Source organism: Microcystis sp. 0824 (assembly GCF_003112475.1).
GTDB lineage: Bacteria > Cyanobacteriota > Cyanobacteriia > Cyanobacteriales > Microcystaceae > Microcystis > Microcystis aeruginosa_C.
Map to the genome: position 1 here is coordinate 23088 of NZ_BDSM01000018.1, position 15132 is coordinate 38219.

11 protein-coding genes, 2 pseudogenes and 1 riboswitch are annotated in these 15132 nt (G+C 42.7%); of the genes and pseudogenes, 6 read left to right on the top strand and 7 right to left on the bottom strand.

The window, feature by feature from the left end:
* Nucleotides 1-239 precede the first annotated feature (239 nt).
* Together N0824_RS06470 and N0824_RS06475 are read left to right on the top strand one after the other, a co-directional pair.
* Nucleotides 240-1250: a hypothetical protein gene (locus N0824_RS06470; RefSeq protein WP_108936159.1), complete on the top strand. Its 1011-nt coding sequence runs from the start codon at nucleotides 240-242 to the stop codon at nucleotides 1248-1250.
* 9 nt (nucleotides 1251-1259) lie between these two features.
* A complete protein-coding gene (locus N0824_RS06475; RefSeq protein WP_108936160.1) occupies nucleotides 1260-1442 on the top strand; it encodes a hypothetical protein in 183 nt (60 codons plus the stop codon).
* Nucleotides 1443-1608: 166 nt separating this feature from the next.
* On the opposite strand, the gene ppsA is transcribed toward N0824_RS06475, so the two are convergent.
* The 3 genes from ppsA to N0824_RS06490 form a co-directional block, all read right to left on the bottom strand.
* The gene (ppsA, locus tag N0824_RS06480; protein WP_108936161.1) at nucleotides 1609-4047 is read right to left on the bottom strand and encodes a phosphoenolpyruvate synthase; all 2439 of its coding nucleotides are present in this window, start codon (nucleotides 4045-4047) and stop codon (nucleotides 1609-1611) included.
* Between the two features lie 503 nt (nucleotides 4048-4550).
* Complete coding sequence (locus N0824_RS06485; RefSeq protein WP_108936162.1) at nucleotides 4551-4787, bottom strand: UPF0175 family protein; 237 nt, start codon at nucleotides 4785-4787, stop codon at nucleotides 4551-4553.
* 73 nt (nucleotides 4788-4860) lie between these two features.
* Nucleotides 4861-6309, bottom strand: a complete 1449-nt coding sequence (locus N0824_RS06490; RefSeq protein ID WP_108936163.1) for a pitrilysin family protein — start codon at nucleotides 6307-6309, stop codon at nucleotides 4861-4863.
* Between the two features lie 713 nt (nucleotides 6310-7022).
* Between N0824_RS06490 and N0824_RS20925 the strand changes: the two genes are divergently transcribed.
* The 3 genes from N0824_RS20925 to thiC all read left to right on the top strand — a co-directional run bounded on the left by N0824_RS20925 (nucleotide 7023) and on the right by thiC (nucleotide 10945).
* A complete protein-coding gene (locus tag N0824_RS20925; RefSeq protein WP_199224888.1) occupies nucleotides 7023-7193 on the top strand; it encodes a hypothetical protein in 171 nt (56 codons plus the stop codon).
* Between the two features lie 53 nt (nucleotides 7194-7246).
* Entirely contained in the window at nucleotides 7247-8668 is a 1422-nt protein-coding gene (gene glnA, locus N0824_RS06495; protein WP_108936164.1) for a type I glutamate--ammonia ligase, read from the top strand.
* Nucleotides 8669-9457: 789 nt separating this feature from the next.
* Nucleotides 9458-9554: riboswitch (TPP riboswitch) on the top strand.
* Between the two features lie 8 nt (nucleotides 9555-9562).
* On the top strand, nucleotides 9563-10945 hold the full coding sequence (gene thiC / locus N0824_RS06505; RefSeq protein ID WP_046660835.1) for a phosphomethylpyrimidine synthase: 1383 nt from the start codon (nucleotides 9563-9565) through the stop codon (nucleotides 10943-10945).
* Nucleotides 10946-11032: 87 nt separating this feature from the next.
* Here thiC and N0824_RS06510 read toward each other — a convergent pair whose 3' ends face one another.
* Nucleotides 11033-11572 (bottom strand): phycobiliprotein lyase, encoded by a 540-nt coding sequence (locus tag N0824_RS06510; RefSeq protein ID WP_024969782.1) that lies wholly within the window; start codon nucleotides 11570-11572, stop codon nucleotides 11033-11035.
* Between the two features lie 378 nt (nucleotides 11573-11950).
* On the opposite strand from N0824_RS06510, the gene N0824_RS06515 reads away from it, so the two are divergent.
* On the top strand, nucleotides 11951-12871 hold the full coding sequence (locus N0824_RS06515) for an NAD(+) kinase (protein ID WP_108936166.1): 921 nt from the start codon (nucleotides 11951-11953) through the stop codon (nucleotides 12869-12871).
* Nucleotides 12872-13229: 358 nt separating this feature from the next.
* Here the strand turns inward: N0824_RS06515 and N0824_RS06520 are convergent.
* The 3 genes and pseudogenes from N0824_RS06520 to N0824_RS06530 form a co-directional block, all read right to left on the bottom strand.
* A pseudogene (locus N0824_RS06520) lies at nucleotides 13230-13688 on the bottom strand (ribonucleotide-diphosphate reductase subunit beta); the annotation flags it as partial.
* Nucleotides 13689-13731: 43 nt separating this feature from the next.
* Nucleotides 13732-14409 (bottom strand): GIY-YIG nuclease family protein, encoded by a 678-nt coding sequence (locus N0824_RS06525; RefSeq protein WP_108936167.1) that lies wholly within the window; start codon nucleotides 14407-14409, stop codon nucleotides 13732-13734.
* A 296-nt stretch (nucleotides 14410-14705) separates the two neighbouring features.
* Nucleotides 14706-15122, bottom strand: a pseudogene (locus N0824_RS06530) (ribonucleotide-diphosphate reductase subunit beta); the annotation flags it as partial.
* Between the last annotated feature and the right edge of the window lie 10 nt (nucleotides 15123-15132).

Genomic DNA, 15132 nt, shown 5'->3' on the forward strand with positions numbered 1-15132 from the left:
AGCGGCTGACGCATCTGTAATAATTTAATACCAAATTTCTAAATCCATGACAGACATCCACGCTCGAATGCTTGCCAAGCCTGCATTCGTTGTGACGCAAATAAAGAAAAATGGTATAAGAGTCACTGATAATTGCTGATTGTCGGTATTTCTGCAAGTGTGAGATGCACCTCCTTGATTTTTTTTTAACTATGTTGGTAGAATTTGACAAAACTGGATAGACTAGGAGATTTTTGGTCATGATCTTTATTATCCCGATTATTCTTGGCGCGGCGGCCTTAGTTACTGCTGGTGTGGGTGTTAGTGCGGGTGCTGATGGTGTATCCAAGCTACAAAAGGCGGAAAAAATTGGCAAAAGTGCCGAACAAAGATATAAAAAAGCCAACAAATCCCTAGAAAAAAAGTTTCAAGCTACCCAAAAATTCGCGGAAGAATACGGTCAACTGCAAATTAATGTCAAAATCAACACTATCGGCAGATTTATTAAGTTTATTAGCAGAATTGATCAAAGAATAGGTCAAAGACTTGGTCAAAATTCTTCCCCATCCCATCAACGCTTCTTAGAAGGGTTTGAGGGATTTTCTGCCGAACAATTCAAGGAATATAAAGCAGAAGTGTTAGACGCGCAAAGTTTGGCTGTGGGGGGTTTAAAAGTAGTGGGAGTCGCTTCGGCAGCCAGTCAGGGAACCCTAGGATTAATTGGTCTTTTCGGTACTGCTAGTACAGGAACAGCAATTAGTGGACTTAGTGGGGTAGCCGCTTGGAATGCTACCTTAGCATGGTTAGGAGGTGGTTCTTTAGCTGCCGGTGGTGGTGGTATGGCCCTGGGAACAGTGGTTTTAGGAGGTATTACCGTCGGACCTGCTTTAATGATTGGTGGTTTTGTCTTAGGAGGAGAAGGGAAAAAGGCCCTAACTAAAGCTATCGAATACGCCAAGGAAGTGGATAATAAAATAGCTCAGTTAGATAAAAGTAAGGGTTTTTTAGGACAAGTTCAGCGCAGAATTAAGGAGTTACAATACCTCGTTAATAGTCTGAATAGTAGAGCTATTAAGAGTTTAACCGAACTGGAGTCACGAGCTAATTTTAATCCTCATCTAGAGGAAGATGCAGCCAAGTTTCGGGAGCTGCTACTTTTAATTAAAGCTTCATCGGAAATCATGAAACTACCCATCCTAGACGAAAAGGGAAAATTAACCAAAGCAACGGAAAATCTCCAAGAAAAGTACCGCCATCTCTTAAAAAACTAATAATTATTCTTGAAAATCTATGAATGTTATCAACTGGTGAATCGCTCTTTATCCTCTGGTGATAATCAAAAACTTTCCTTGATTTTAGAAGAAATTACTATCTTATTTTGCTCTATTTCTTTGAGAAATTTCATTCAATTATCGACGGGAAAAGCCGCGTTAAAGGATGCTAATCACTGTTGGGAATTTTAATTAATTATCTGTCAATATCTAATACTAAATCTGGTTAGTAAAAACTGATTATTTATTCTCCCTTTTGCCTGAGTGCCTGTCCTGATATGTAGCCTATACTCGACGGATTTAGTATTACTTATACCAAGATAAAAAAAGGTGGGACTTGCCCACCTTTGTCACTAAACTATTGTCCTTTCTCCACTGCTGCCACCATCAATAAAGTTTTGAGGACAGAATCAGGATTAAGACTGATGGAATCGATGCCTAATTCCACTAAAAATTGAGCAAATTCGGGGTAATCACTGGGGGCTTGACCACAGATACCAATTTTGCGATTATGGGCTTTAGCGGTTTCAATGGCCATTTTCACCATGCGTTTAACTCCCTCATTCCGTTCATCAAAAAGATGGGCAACTAGGGCAGAATCCCGATCTAATCCTAAGGTTAATTGGGTCAAATCATTAGAACCGATCGAAAATCCGTCAAACACCTGAGCAAATTGGTCGGCAAGAATTACATTACTTGGTAACTCACACATCACATAAACTTGCAAACCATTAACCCCGCGTTCGAGACCATTTTTCGCCATTTCTTCGAGGACTCTCATCCCTTCTTCGGGAGTACGACAGAAAGGAATCATCGGAATCACATTAGTTAATCCCATGTCTTCGCGGACCATTTTCAGCGCCCGACATTCCAAAGCGAAAGCCTCGCGATAATTAGGATCAGTATAACGGGAAGCGCCGCGCCAACCGATCATCGGGTTTTCTTCCTTGGGTTCAAAGGGTTTGCCCCCCAATAAATTAGCGTATTCATTGGATTTAAAATCAGACATCCGCACAATTACATCTTTGGGGTAAAATGCGGCTGCAATCATGGCAATCCCCCGGGCCAATTTATCGACGAAAAATTGGGGTTTATCCTCGTAGTGTTTGGTTAATTCGGCGATTTGGTCTTTTACGTCTCCTTCTTCCAATTCGTGGAATTTCAGCAAGGCGCTGGGGTGGGCCTGAATATGGTTAGCGATAATGAATTCTAGACGGGCTAAACCGACCCCTTGGGCAGGAATATCGGCAAAAGCGAAGGCTTTTTCGGGATTACCGATATTCATGAGGATTTTTGTCCGAGTTTGGGGCAAATTATCCAGGGGAGTTTCAAGAATTTCAAAGGGTAGCAATCCGAGGTAAACTTTCCCTTCATCCCCTTCCGCACAGCAAACGGTGACTTCCTGACCGGTTTTAATCGTTTCCGTGGCATTATTGCAACCCACGATCGCCGGAATGCCCATTTCTCGTGCGATAATAGCGGCATGGCAAGTACGACCACCCTGATTAGTAACGATCGCGCTTGCTTGTTTCATAATCGGTTCCCAGTCGGGATCCGTGCGATTGGTGACGAGAACTTCTCCCGGTTTAAAGTTGTTGATTTTATCTACACTGAGGATAACTCTGGCTTTTCCTTGACCGATTGCCGCACCTACACTCCGTCCCACCGCTAAAACTTGACTTCTTTGCTTAATCTCGTAGGATTTAAGGATATTAGCGGCTTTTTGTGATTGTACGGTTTCTGGACGGGCCTGAACGATAAAGAGTTCTCCCGTGATCCCATCTTTTGCCCATTCGATGTCCATGGGGGTGTAGGTTCCGCGCACTTGCGAGTAATGTTCCTCGATTTGGGCTGTCCAACGGGCTAAAGTAAGGATTTCTTGGTCATTAATGCAGAATTGATCCTGTTCTAGCTTGTTAACTCGGATATTCTTGGTTAGACGCGATCCTCCATCATCGTAGATCATCTTGATCGCTTTACTGCCGAGGCGTTTGTCGAGGATGGGTTTGTAACCGTTTTTAAGAGTGGGTTTAAAAACCAGATATTCGTCGGGGTTAACGGCTCCTTGCACGACATTTTCCCCTAAACCGTAGGCTGCCGTGATTAAAGCGGCATTTTTGAACCCTGTTTCCGTATCGATGGAAAACATCACCCCAGAGGTGGCTAGATCTGAACGCACCATTTTTTGGACACCGACGGAAAGGGCGACGGCAAAGTGATCGAAACCGTTATGATGACGGTAGGAAATAGCGCGATCGGTGAATAAAGAGGCAAAACATTTATGGCAAGCTTCTAAAACTCCCCTCACCCCTTGCACGTTGAGATAGGTTTCCTGTTGTCCGGCAAAACTCGCTTCGGGTAAGTCTTCGGCGGTGGCGCTCGATCGAACGGCCACATCGATGGAATGATAGAGATCATCGCCATAACGTTCACAGAGTCGGCGATAGGCAATAGCGATCGCATGACTTAAATCATCGGGGAACGGTGTATTGAGGATTAATGTGCGTGCTTGTTTACCTTTTTCTTGCAGGTTCTGCACATCGTTTTCGTCTAAATCTTGGAAAATTTGTCTTAATTGTGCGTCTAGTCCGGCTTTTTCGACAAAGTGACGGTAAGCGTAAGCGGTGGTGGCGAATCCTGTGGGTACATTAATCCCTTTTGGGGTTAATTGTTGGATCATTTCGCCTAATGAGGAGTTTTTCCCACCGACTAATCCCACATCTTTGCTGTCTACTTCTTCAAACCACAGAATTAATGCTTGTTCTCTAGAGGTTCTCGCAACATCTTGTAATAGCATCGTAAGTATTTTTACCTCTGTACTTTATACTTTCAGTTTAGCGACATACCATCTTCAAAAATCCTTGAGTTTGATATTTATTTACAAAACTATATAATAGCCAACTCAGCCACGATTACCCTATCTCTAAGGGGTTTAATTGTCTAGGTACTTAACACAAAAATTAATAAACTAATCAGGAATCTCAACAGTAACTTTCCTCAATGATAGCCTTAGTTATCTCAAAATAGTTACAGCAGTTATCTCAATGGTGAGATAGGAAGTTTTCGTTTTGGGGAGTCGGTCGTCAGCAGTCAGGAGTCAATACCAAATTAGGTTATACTTTTTTTTACGAGAAGGGCTGTAATTTAGCAATACGTCACCTTCAGTTTTAGGCATTTTCAAAGTCTGATATAGCGTTTCCTAAGCTAGTGAGGTACACATATTTTTCTTCCCTTTTGACTTTTGCCTCTTGCCTTTTGCCTAAAACCCATAACTTTTGTACCTCAGCAGACTGAAAAACGCTATAATAGTTCTTCTTCTGTCAATTCAATCATCCCTACGCCAAAATCGGTCAATCTCAATAAAAAATTAACCCTATCCACTCCTAATAAATTGGCAGCTATACCCGATAAAATACGTTTCATCTCAAAGAGTTTTACTACCATAGCCCAGGTTGCTTCTCTCTCGAATTCCTCGCGGTTTTTTTGAAGAAAGTCGGGTAAATTTTCAGGATAATTTATGGTGAGTTGTAAAGCCATATCTCGTGCTATATTTATCTAATTTTTCTAGGTTGGATTTCACCTAGTTTAGCTCAATCCAACCTAGATTTATTTATAGTTTTGTAATGGTGACATCAACAGTTTTAACCGTAGTTCCCAAACTGGATAAAGGAGGTTGAATTTCCTGTTCATTACCCACCACAAGAGTCACAATTTGATTCGGTTGTAGATATTGTTGGGCCACTCGTTGAATATCGGCAATTGTCACCCCTTTTACCGCTTGTTGATAACGGAAAATAAAATCTTGGGGATAACCATAGTATTCATAGGTCATCAATCGCGATAAATTTTGAGCGGGTTTCTCAAACTTAAAAACAAAAGAATTGAGAATAGCATTTTTAGCATCTGCTAATTCTTTTGCGGTAACGGGTTGATTGCGAAGGCGCTCGATTTCGCCTAAAATTGCCTTAATAAAAGGTACGGTAGCATCCGTGCGAGTTTGACCTCCGGCAATAAATAAACCGGGATAATCATAACGACTATTCCAGATACCATAGACAGAATAAGCTAATCCTTGACGGGAACGCACTTCATTAAATAAACGACCACCAAAACCGCTTAAAATCTCATTTAATACCGTTAAAGCGGGATAGTCTGGACTATCCAAACGACCCCCAAGATGACCTAATAAAACGCTACTCTGGGTTAATTGGGGTTGATTGACAACAAAGACACCTTGAAGATTTTTTTGGGTTGCCGAAGGGGTGACAATTTTAGGGGTAGTGGCGGGATTTTTCCAATCGCTAAAAGTCTTATTGATTAATGCTTTCATCGACTGAGAATCAAAATCACCGACAATTCCTAAAATTATTTGGTCGGGACGGACATAGGTACGATAAAAATCAATTAAATCCTGACGGTCAATATTAGCTAAAGTGCTATATTCTACAGTACGAGCGTAGGGGCTATTATCACCATAGACTAGCTTTTTAAACTCCCGACTAGCAATATCACTGGGATCATCATTACGTCGGGCAATCGCCCCTTTTTCCTGAACTTTGGCTAATTCCACTCTCTGATTTTCAAAAGCTGGGGAACGCAAAACCTCGGCAAAGAGATTAAAAACTGCTTCTAAATCTTCACTAAGAGCGTTAAAACTAGCAGTTCCAGAGTTAAGATCGATCGAGGTTTCTACGAGGGCTGCTCTTTGTTCTAATAATTGATTTAAGACATTAGAAGAATGTTTTTCTGTGCCACCGCTACGCAGCACGGTTCCAGTAATATCGGCTAATCCGACTTTTTCCCCCGGTTCTAATCTTCCTCCCGTCCGAATCATCGCCGTACCACTCACTAAAGGTAAGCTCCGATCCTCCACTAAATAAACCACCATACCATTATCTAGTTGATAGCGCTCGTATTGGGGAACTGTAACTTCAGGAAGGGGAGGAAAAGTTAAATCGGTAAAATGTCGCGGGGTTTGGGCAATTGCCGGGGAACGAAAAGCTAGGACACCTATCAGGGTGATCAGGATTAAACCTAGCCATTGTAAGCGTTTTTTCATGATTTGAGTGAAAATTATCGAGAGGAATAGATAAGAGGGAGCAAAAGGCAAACCTGGCCGCTTTTTGCTTTTTACGGTAGTCCTCAAGAAGTAATGATGATAGAATAGTCGCTAAAAATCAAGTGTCTCTCCGCTATGCCTAATTGTCCAAAATTCCCTACGGATCGGGGGGGATCTAGTATTTTATCCATCACTATAATTCCTCTTTGGATTTATCATTACTTGTTTAGCACTACCAATTTCCATCAGATTCTTGAGTATTTTCGTTCCCCCTACAAACCCATTCTAAACTAGGGGTCGGCATTGCTGCTCTGGCAGCGCCCTGAGCATTCAAACTCTCGAACTTGTTTTTATAGGGACTCGAACCATCGACGCGCTGATATTCTGGGATTCTCGTAGGCCATGACCCTAACTTATTTGTCACTATAAGTCAAGCTCAACCTCTTACTTATTGCCAAAAAAGCTTTATTTATTTTTTTCTGTTGGACGTTGCTCAATCAAGCGATGCGGATAGCATCGTCTGGGGCTTGATATTGTTTTATTTTAGCCTCAAGTTAAACTCTAGGATAAACATTGACGCTAAAATTTCAAAAATAGACCCATATATGTAGTTAAAGCCGTCCGGCCCTAAGCTCAAGGACGGGGAACCTTAAACCCAGATTTTCGGTAAAATCTGTAAGCTTTTAAATGAACAGAAAATCTCCAGACGGCAAATGTTTGCACAAACGAACCTCCTTGAGGAGTGGCAAGAGGCAGTAGAAGCTGATAGGCAAATCGCCATTCCGGGCGATTACCGACCTGAACAAGGAAATTACAGATTTTTTCAAGCTACGATCAAAGATTTTGTATCGAAAAATACAAAAACGGTCAAAGTGACTGTTTAGGATGGTTTTTTTGAGAAGCTTAAGAACTGATCCATACATCAAAGGAGTTTTCCATGCCCGAAACGCCACAAGAAGTCTTGAAAATGATTCAGGACAACAATATTAAGATTATTGACCTGAAATTTATTGATATGCCTGGTATCTGGCAACATTGCTCGTTCTACTACGATCAAATCGATGAAAGCTCTTTCAGCGATGGTGTTGCCTTCGATGGTTCCAGTATTCGCGGTTGGAAAGCAATTAACGAGTCCGATATGGCCATGGTTCCCGATCCCACCACTGCTTGGATCGATCCCTTCTACAAGGAACCTACCCTAAGCATGATCTGTAGCATCAAAGAACCGAGAACCGGTGAATGGTATAGCCGCGATCCTCGCTCTATTGCTCAGAAAGCGCTCGATTATCTTAGCAGTACCGGTTTAGGTGATACCGTCTATTTTGGACCGGAAGCAGAATTTTTCCTTTTTGATAGCGCTCGTTTCGACCAAACCGCCAACTCGGGCTATTACTACATGGATAGTGTCGAAGGTCGTTGGAATAGCGGTAAAGACGAAAAAGACGGAAATCTTGCCTATAAACCCGCCTACAAACAGGGTTATTTTCCCGTTAGTCCCACCGATACCTCTCAAGATATCCGCACGGAAATGCTCTTAACCATGGCCGACTGCGGAGTTCCCATCGAAAAACATCACCATGAAGTCGCTACCGGTGGTCAAAACGAGCTAGGGATTAAATTCTCTACCCTAGTACGGGCCGCCGACTACTTGATGACCTATAAATACTGCATCAAGAACGTGGCCAAGAAATACGGTAAAACCGTCACCTTTATGCCTAAACCCATCTTTGGTGATAATGGTTCTGGGATGCACGTTCACCAGTCTATCTGGAAAGATGGTCAACCCCTGTTCGCTGGGGATAAATACGCCGGACTTAGCCAAATGGCACTGCACTACATCGGTGGTTTGCTTAGACACGCTCCCGCGCTCTTAGCTTTAACTAACCCCACCACCAACTCTTACAAGCGTCTCGTCCCCGGTTTTGAGGCCCCTGTAAACCTAGCCTACTCCCAAGGTAATCGCTCCGCTTCGATTCGGATTCCTTTATCGGGAAGCAACCCGAAAGCCAAACGTTTAGAATTCCGTTGTCCTGATGCGACTTCTAACCCCTACCTCGCTTTTGCCGCCATGCTCTGTGCCGGTATCGATGGGATTAAAAATCAAATCGACCCCGGGGAACCCCTTGATGTGGATATCTACGAACTCAGCCCCGAAGAATTGTCAAAAATACCCTCTACCCCCGGTTCTCTAGAAGCAGCTCTAGAAAGTCTCGAAAAAGATCACGCTTTCTTGACCGATTCTGGTGTTTTTACCGAAGACTTTATCCAAAACTGGATCACCTACAAACTCGATAACGAAGTTAACCCGATGCGCTTACGTCCCCACCCCTACGAGTTCTCTCTCTACTACGATGTCTAAGGTTTGATTGAATAATCATTAATCCTAGGGTGGGCTTTTGTCTGCCCTTTTTTTCCGAATCAGCAAGGGGTTGGGGGTTGGGGAGTAGGGGAATTATGAATTATGAATTATGAATTATGAATTATGAATTATCTCAACTTCCACCGTATAAATGTACTAGCTATGGCTAAAAGTCTTACAGAGCCTGAGTTAAAGCAATGTAATACTAATAAACTACTGGGTACAAACTCCTGAAAACCTTACGCAGATAGCGTTTGAGGCAAAATTTTTCAAATTCGACCTTTAGACAATTATAGCTTGTTTTGGGGCAGAAAACCAGCAAAAACATGGCTACAGAGGGAATCGCTTACTCTAGAGATTAATGACACTATCTGTTACAATCAGGTTAGCGATCACTATACAGCCAACTCTACGGAATCGCTCTACTCCAGATACAGTCAACGGTACAGCCATTTTCAAGCGAAAAATGTACCCAGTAGCCTCTTTTCAGTTTTTTCTTAGAAGCTCCATGTAGTAAGGATTTTGTTAATTTTTTAGTATTTCTGTATGGGGGAAGTTCAGAATTATGAATTATGAATTGGGGAGTGGGGGAATTATGAATTATGAATTATGAATTATGAATTGGGGAGTGGGGGAGCGGGAAGTGGGGAGCGGGGGAGATGGGATAATAAATAAAAGCTGAATACTGAATACTGAATACTGAATACTGAATAGTGACTCCTGAATACTGCCTAATCAAACAACAATCTTAAGCTTGATCTCCTCAGTCCTCAACAGTGATACAATTGCCGTCATAGCTAGGGGTGTCTGGGATAATCAGGCTGAGAAAGACCCTTAGAACCTGAGACTGGGTAATTCCAGCGTAGGGAAGCTGTTTACAGAGGAAATAAAATTATGAGACAAGAATGGGTTGCCCCCCGGCGCGGACAAGCAAATGTATCGCAAATGCACTACGCCCGTCAGGGGATAATTACCGAAGAGATGACGTATGTGGCAAAACGGGAAAATCTCTCTCCCGAATTGATTCGCAGCGAAATCGCCCGAGGAAGACTGATTATTCCCGCTAATATCAATCACCTCAACCTCGAACCCATGGCGATCGGTATTGCTTCTAAGTGTAAAGTTAATGCTAATATCGGGGCTTCCCCTAACTCCTCGAATATTAACGAAGAACTGGAAAAATTACACCTAGCGGTCAAATACGGCGCCGATACGGTGATGGATCTCTCCACCGGGGGCGGTAATTTGGACGAAATTCGCACCGCGATTATCAATGCTTCTCCCGTCCCCATCGGTACTGTACCCATCTATCAAGCGGTGGAAAGCGTTCACGGTAATATTGAAAAACTGACCGCCGAAGATTTCCTCCACATTATCGAAAAACACGCCCAGCAAGGGGTAGACTACATGACGATTCACGCGGGAATCCTCATCGAACACCTGCCTTTAGTTAAAACTCGTCTGACCGGGATCGTCTCCCGGGGCGGTGGTATTATTGCTAAGTGGATGTTACACCACCACAAGCAAAATCCTCTCTACACCCATTTCGACGAAATTATCGAGATTTTCAAGCGTTATGACGTTTCTTTTAGTCTCGGTGACTCCCTGCGTCCCGGTTGTACCCACGATGCTTCCGATGCAGCCCAATTAGCGGAATTGAAAACCCTCGGCCAACTGACGCGCCGCGCTTGGGAACACGATGTACAGGTGATGGTCGAAGGACCGGGCCATGTTCCCATGGATCAAATTGAGTTTAATGTGAAAAAACAGATGGAGGAGTGTAGCGAAGCACCTTTCTATGTTCTTGGTCCCCTTGTCACCGATATTGCTCCAGGGTACGATCATATCACTTCGGCGATCGGGGCGGCTCTGGCGGGTTGGTACGGGACGGCGATGTTATGTTATGTCACCCCGAAAGAACATCTCGGTTTACCCAACGCTGAAGATGTGCGAAATGGCTTAATTGCCTACAAAATAGCGGCTCATGCGGCAGATATCGCCCGTCATCGTCCAGGAGCGCGTGATCGTGATGACGAACTCTCCATCGCTCGTTATAATTTTGATTGGAATCGTCAATTTCAGTTATCCTTGGATCCCGATCGCGCTAAGGAATACCACGATGAGACTTTACCCGCAGATATCTATAAGACTGCGGAGTTTTGTTCGATGTGTGGACCGAAATTCTGTCCCATGCAAACTAAAGTCGATGCCGATGCGATTACGGAATTAGAGAAGTTTCTCGCTAGTCAGAATCAAGACAATTTAACCCCGGTTTAAAGGGGAGTTATTGAAAGGGCTGACTTGATTTCAGCCCTATTCCTAGGATAAAAGTCAAAATTCTGGGAATAACCGCCATTTTTTTGATTAATTGACCCGTTTTTCTAGATATTGACCGATCATCAATTCTTGACCGGCGCGAGAGATAATAGTTTGTCGGGTGCGATATTGTTGACCGATGAGTTTAATTTCTTCTTCAAAGACAGAACCGGCGTATTCTGTTCTCAGACAGAGAGTAGAGGGGTTAGGAAAGGTATAAATAGCGCTAACGGGTTTATCCGTCGCAAATCCCCGATCGCGATAGAGAATATTATCTAAAATACCGAATATAGTCGAACCGTTGGAGGGTTTTTTACTCTGGGGACGGAGATAATTACTTTGCCAGGTGACTTCCGTGCCACCTAATAAAGTTGTATCTTCCAGATGATGTAAACGGGCAAGTTGAATTAATGGTTCGCTGCCTTGGGGTAAATATTTAATCTCGATGGCGCTGATAACTTCTTGGGGTTCCGTTTCTTGGGTGAGGGTGTAATAACGTCTCTGGGATTGCCAGCGTCCTTCTGTCTGCTTAAAAAAGGCTAAAGCCGAGGTTTCCAGCGATAATTGGGCGGTTTGAATTAATGTCATAGAAATAAAACCTTTCCTGTTTTTTGGTAGATCAGATTTGTTATCCTTTGTCAAGAGCTTGCCAGAGAATTGTTACACATCTTAATACAATTATAACCTTGCCTGGAAATTAAGTGGTAGGGGTGTTGAGGGAAATAATTCGGTAAAAGTCGCATAGATACAGCAGTTACAGGGAAAAAACGGGATAAGATTGCTAAAACCTGTGAGCTTATCCTAGTTACTTCCATTTACTCTTATCTATCGATTAATTCTGTCAAATTGGCTACAGTCAGGCCGAGGTTCTTCCCCCAACCTCTTTTTTACTTTTTACTTGTCACTCGATCTGTCCAGTCTTGGTATTGTTAAAAGTATAGAACCTCCGAAAAAGGTCTCAACTCCGTGCAGTTAAAACAAGTCATCATCGCTCACAAGGCCAACCATCCCCAAAGTAAAGCATGGGCGGAAAAATGCGCTAAACAGTTAGAAGCCCGTCAGTGTAAAGTTTTAATGGGACCCAGTGGCTTTAAAGATAATCCCTATCCGGTATTTTTAGCCTCAGCATCGGGAAAAATCGACCTCGCCATCGTTTTAGGCGGAGATGGAACCACTTTGGCCGCCACTCGCTATTTAGCTCACGAAGACATTCCAATTTTAGCGGTGAATGTCGGCGGCCATCTGGGATTTTTAACGGAACCTTTTGAGATTTTCCAAGATACGGAGACGGTCTGGGAGCGTTTACAATCCGATCACTATGCGGTACAACAACGGATGATGTTAAAGGCCAGAATCTATGAAGGGGATAAAAGAAACCCAGAGGCAGTGAGCGAGGCATTTTATGCCCTGAATGAGATGTGTGTGAAACCCGCTAGTATCGATAGGATGCCCACCTCGATCCTCGAAATTGAAGTGGACGGGGAAATAGTAGATCAGTACCAAGGGGACGGTTTATTAGTGGCTACTCCCACGGGGTCCACCTGTTACACCGCTTCCGCTAATGGTCCGATTATACACCCCGGCATGGAAGCGATCGCTGTCACCCCGATTTGTCCCTTGAGTCTCTCCAGTCGGCCGATTGTCATTCCCCCGGCATCTCTGGTCAGTATTTGGCCTCTGGGAGACTACGAATTAAACACTAAACTCTGGATGGATGGCGCTTTAGCCACTTCCATTTGGCCCGGGCAATGGGTGGGAGTTACCAAAGCTGAAAAATTCGCCCAATTTATTATCCTGCGGGAAAGCTATTCTTTTTATCAGACTCTACAGGAAAAATTACAATGGGCCGGGGCGAGAATTCATTATGATGGCAATCGTCATAATTAGGGTTTGCGGCAAAAAGTTTTTCGTGGGTGTAGGGTGTAGGGTGTAGGGTTTTACCGATTTTGAGGGGGTCAATTACCTAATTTTCAGGGAAAAAGTCCAGAAATTTTCCCCCCAATCACTCCAATGGTTGGCACTTTTTGAGGTCAAAAAAATCTAAAAACCTTATCCAACAAGGTTTTTAGATTTATTCAGCCAACCCTAATTACCGAGATACCGGTGGGGATCGTTAAAAGTTGAGCGAGTCCAAGGAGCAAAAAGCACCTTGAACCCCGGCAAATAGAGGGTCAAAAGTTGTCAAAATATTTGACAAAGTTGCCACTTTATGGTAAGAAATTGGGTTATTCTTGTCCTGTAAATTTTAAATTTCATCCCATCCAGTTAAGCCAGAAGACATAACATAACTGGTAACGGTTGCTTCAAAAAAGTTAGCTTTGGTGTGGCCTTCTTTTTTGGTATCGGAGAAGCGTTCCAGATGGGTATAGGGACTTTTTTTATACTTTTCTTCCCTGTATAAAGGCTCAAGTCCGATCGCTTTTAGTCGAATATTAGCGAGGTATTTGGTGTACTGTTCGGTACTGTATTCGGTAATACCTAAAATGTCGTTGCCAACAATGTGATTAGTCCAGCGACATTCGTGTTTAACGGCACTATCGAACATCTCATAAATCTGTTCAACAGAATGGGGAAAAATTGCCATGGCTTCGGGAATAAGTTTCTGATACAAACGGACGTGACTTAATTCGTCCCGGTTGATCATTTTGAAAACGTCAGCACTACCGGACATTAGCTGTCGAGAAGCAAGATTATAGAAAAAGATGACGCAACTACCCATCCTTTCAGAGTGGGGCTAGAACATACCATTATCTTCTTGAACCTTTTCTTGAATCGATAGAGCGTATTGGATAACTATTATCATCCAAGACTTTTACAGAGTAAATTCCTGCGTTAATCTTTCTGATAACAGATTCTGATTCCCATCCGAACATTGCCGCTATCTCAGAGAAAGAGATATTTGTGTCAGACAGCAGTTCATGAATTAACCTTAACTCATCTATAGAGAGTTTTTTTCGTTTTACAGTGCTGCGTCTGATTGGATAGGTTATTGATGGATCGTACCAAGCTTTTCCACAATTGATATCAGATATAGTAGAGGCATCAATATTAAAAAACTCTGCAATAACGGAAAACTTAGTTTTCTCTGTCTTGAGGATTAGCTTTATTTCATTGACTTGTATCAAAGAAATTTTTTCATTCCCACTATACAGACATTCGTTATACCCGCACTCAATAGAGTTAAGCTTGTTTATCCAATAACTTTCTCTTTCCCTTAATCGACAAAGAGTTACTCCAGACTCTAGTATCTGAAAGTAAAATTTTTCAGGATACTTTTTTAACTCTGGGTAAAATCTCAATGATTCGTCTCCACTACTTGATAGCAACAAGTGTTGACCTATCCTTTGTGGAAAATTTCGGGTACACCCAACATACGCTCTTTCGTTTTCAAGGTTCTGCACTTTGTAAATAACACCAGTCTCCATATCTGTAAAAAAACTTTTTACATTTATAATTATGGCATATTTACCAAGCGGAAGAAGATACTCACCCTCTGTTCGTTGAACCTTCCCCTTTAAAATAGAGGCTTGGCTGCTGATTACCCATTGTTTTTAATAGCTGCCTTACGGCTTTTATTAAATCCCTTAACTTTTTTCTGCTCTCGCTCCTTTACGCTTATCTTTTCAGACTTCGCTTTGGTTTAAGGGCTTTAGGGCTTCCCAGCAATTTGGCGAGTTTTAACTAACACCTCACGATGCTAGTGGGCTACCTCATTATTTAACCCGTTATAAAAATACAAACTCTCTAGCAAATAATCGGCAAGAAGGGCGATAAAATAGCTTTCAGTAGTTTGTTTGTCGATGTATTGCTGGTAGAGACTAGCGATAAATTGACAGCGATCCTTGAGAACTTTATCGGTGCGCCAAAAGTCATAAACTTCACCTCTACGATCCGAGGGAATAATCGTTTCAATTAGGTATTGATAACTTTGATTGTGCATGGCCTCTTGAGAAATTTGTTCCGCCATACAAAGACTAATTTCTGGCGCAGTGACGCTACCTTTTAGGTGAGGAATGTTGCAGGTTTGCACGGAATCAAGAAAAGTTAGATAGGACAAAATACCATCATAAGCATATCTTTCTTCGTCGGTAAGATGCCCGTATTCAGTCACGTCTTGAGTGATATCTAATCGTTGCGGTCATTTATGT

Excerpts from the sequence above, each read along its gene's own strand:
- N0824_RS06490 (WP_108936163.1), bottom strand. The coding sequence starts at position 6,309 with ATGAAAAAACGCTTACAATGGCTAGGTTTAATCCTGATCACCCTGATA.
- N0824_RS06485 (WP_108936162.1), bottom strand. The coding sequence starts at position 4,787 with ATGGCTTTACAACTCACCATAAATTATCCTGAAAATTTACCCGACTTT.
- N0824_RS20925 (WP_199224888.1), top strand. The coding sequence starts at position 7,023 with ATGTTTGCACAAACGAACCTCCTTGAGGAGTGGCAAGAGGCAGTAGAA.
- glnA (WP_108936164.1), top strand. The coding sequence starts at position 7,247 with ATGCCCGAAACGCCACAAGAAGTCTTGAAAATGATTCAGGACAACAAT.
- thiC (WP_046660835.1), top strand. The coding sequence starts at position 9,563 with ATGAGACAAGAATGGGTTGCCCCCCGGCGCGGACAAGCAAATGTATCG.
- N0824_RS06470 (WP_108936159.1), top strand. The coding sequence starts at position 240 with ATGATCTTTATTATCCCGATTATTCTTGGCGCGGCGGCCTTAGTTACT.
- ppsA (WP_108936161.1), bottom strand. The coding sequence starts at position 4,047 with ATGCTATTACAAGATGTTGCGAGAACCTCTAGAGAACAAGCATTAATT.
- N0824_RS06510 (WP_024969782.1), bottom strand. The coding sequence starts at position 11,572 with ATGACATTAATTCAAACCGCCCAATTATCGCTGGAAACCTCGGCTTTA.
- N0824_RS06525 (WP_108936167.1), bottom strand. The coding sequence starts at position 14,409 with ATGGAGACTGGTGTTATTTACAAAGTGCAGAACCTTGAAAACGAAAGA.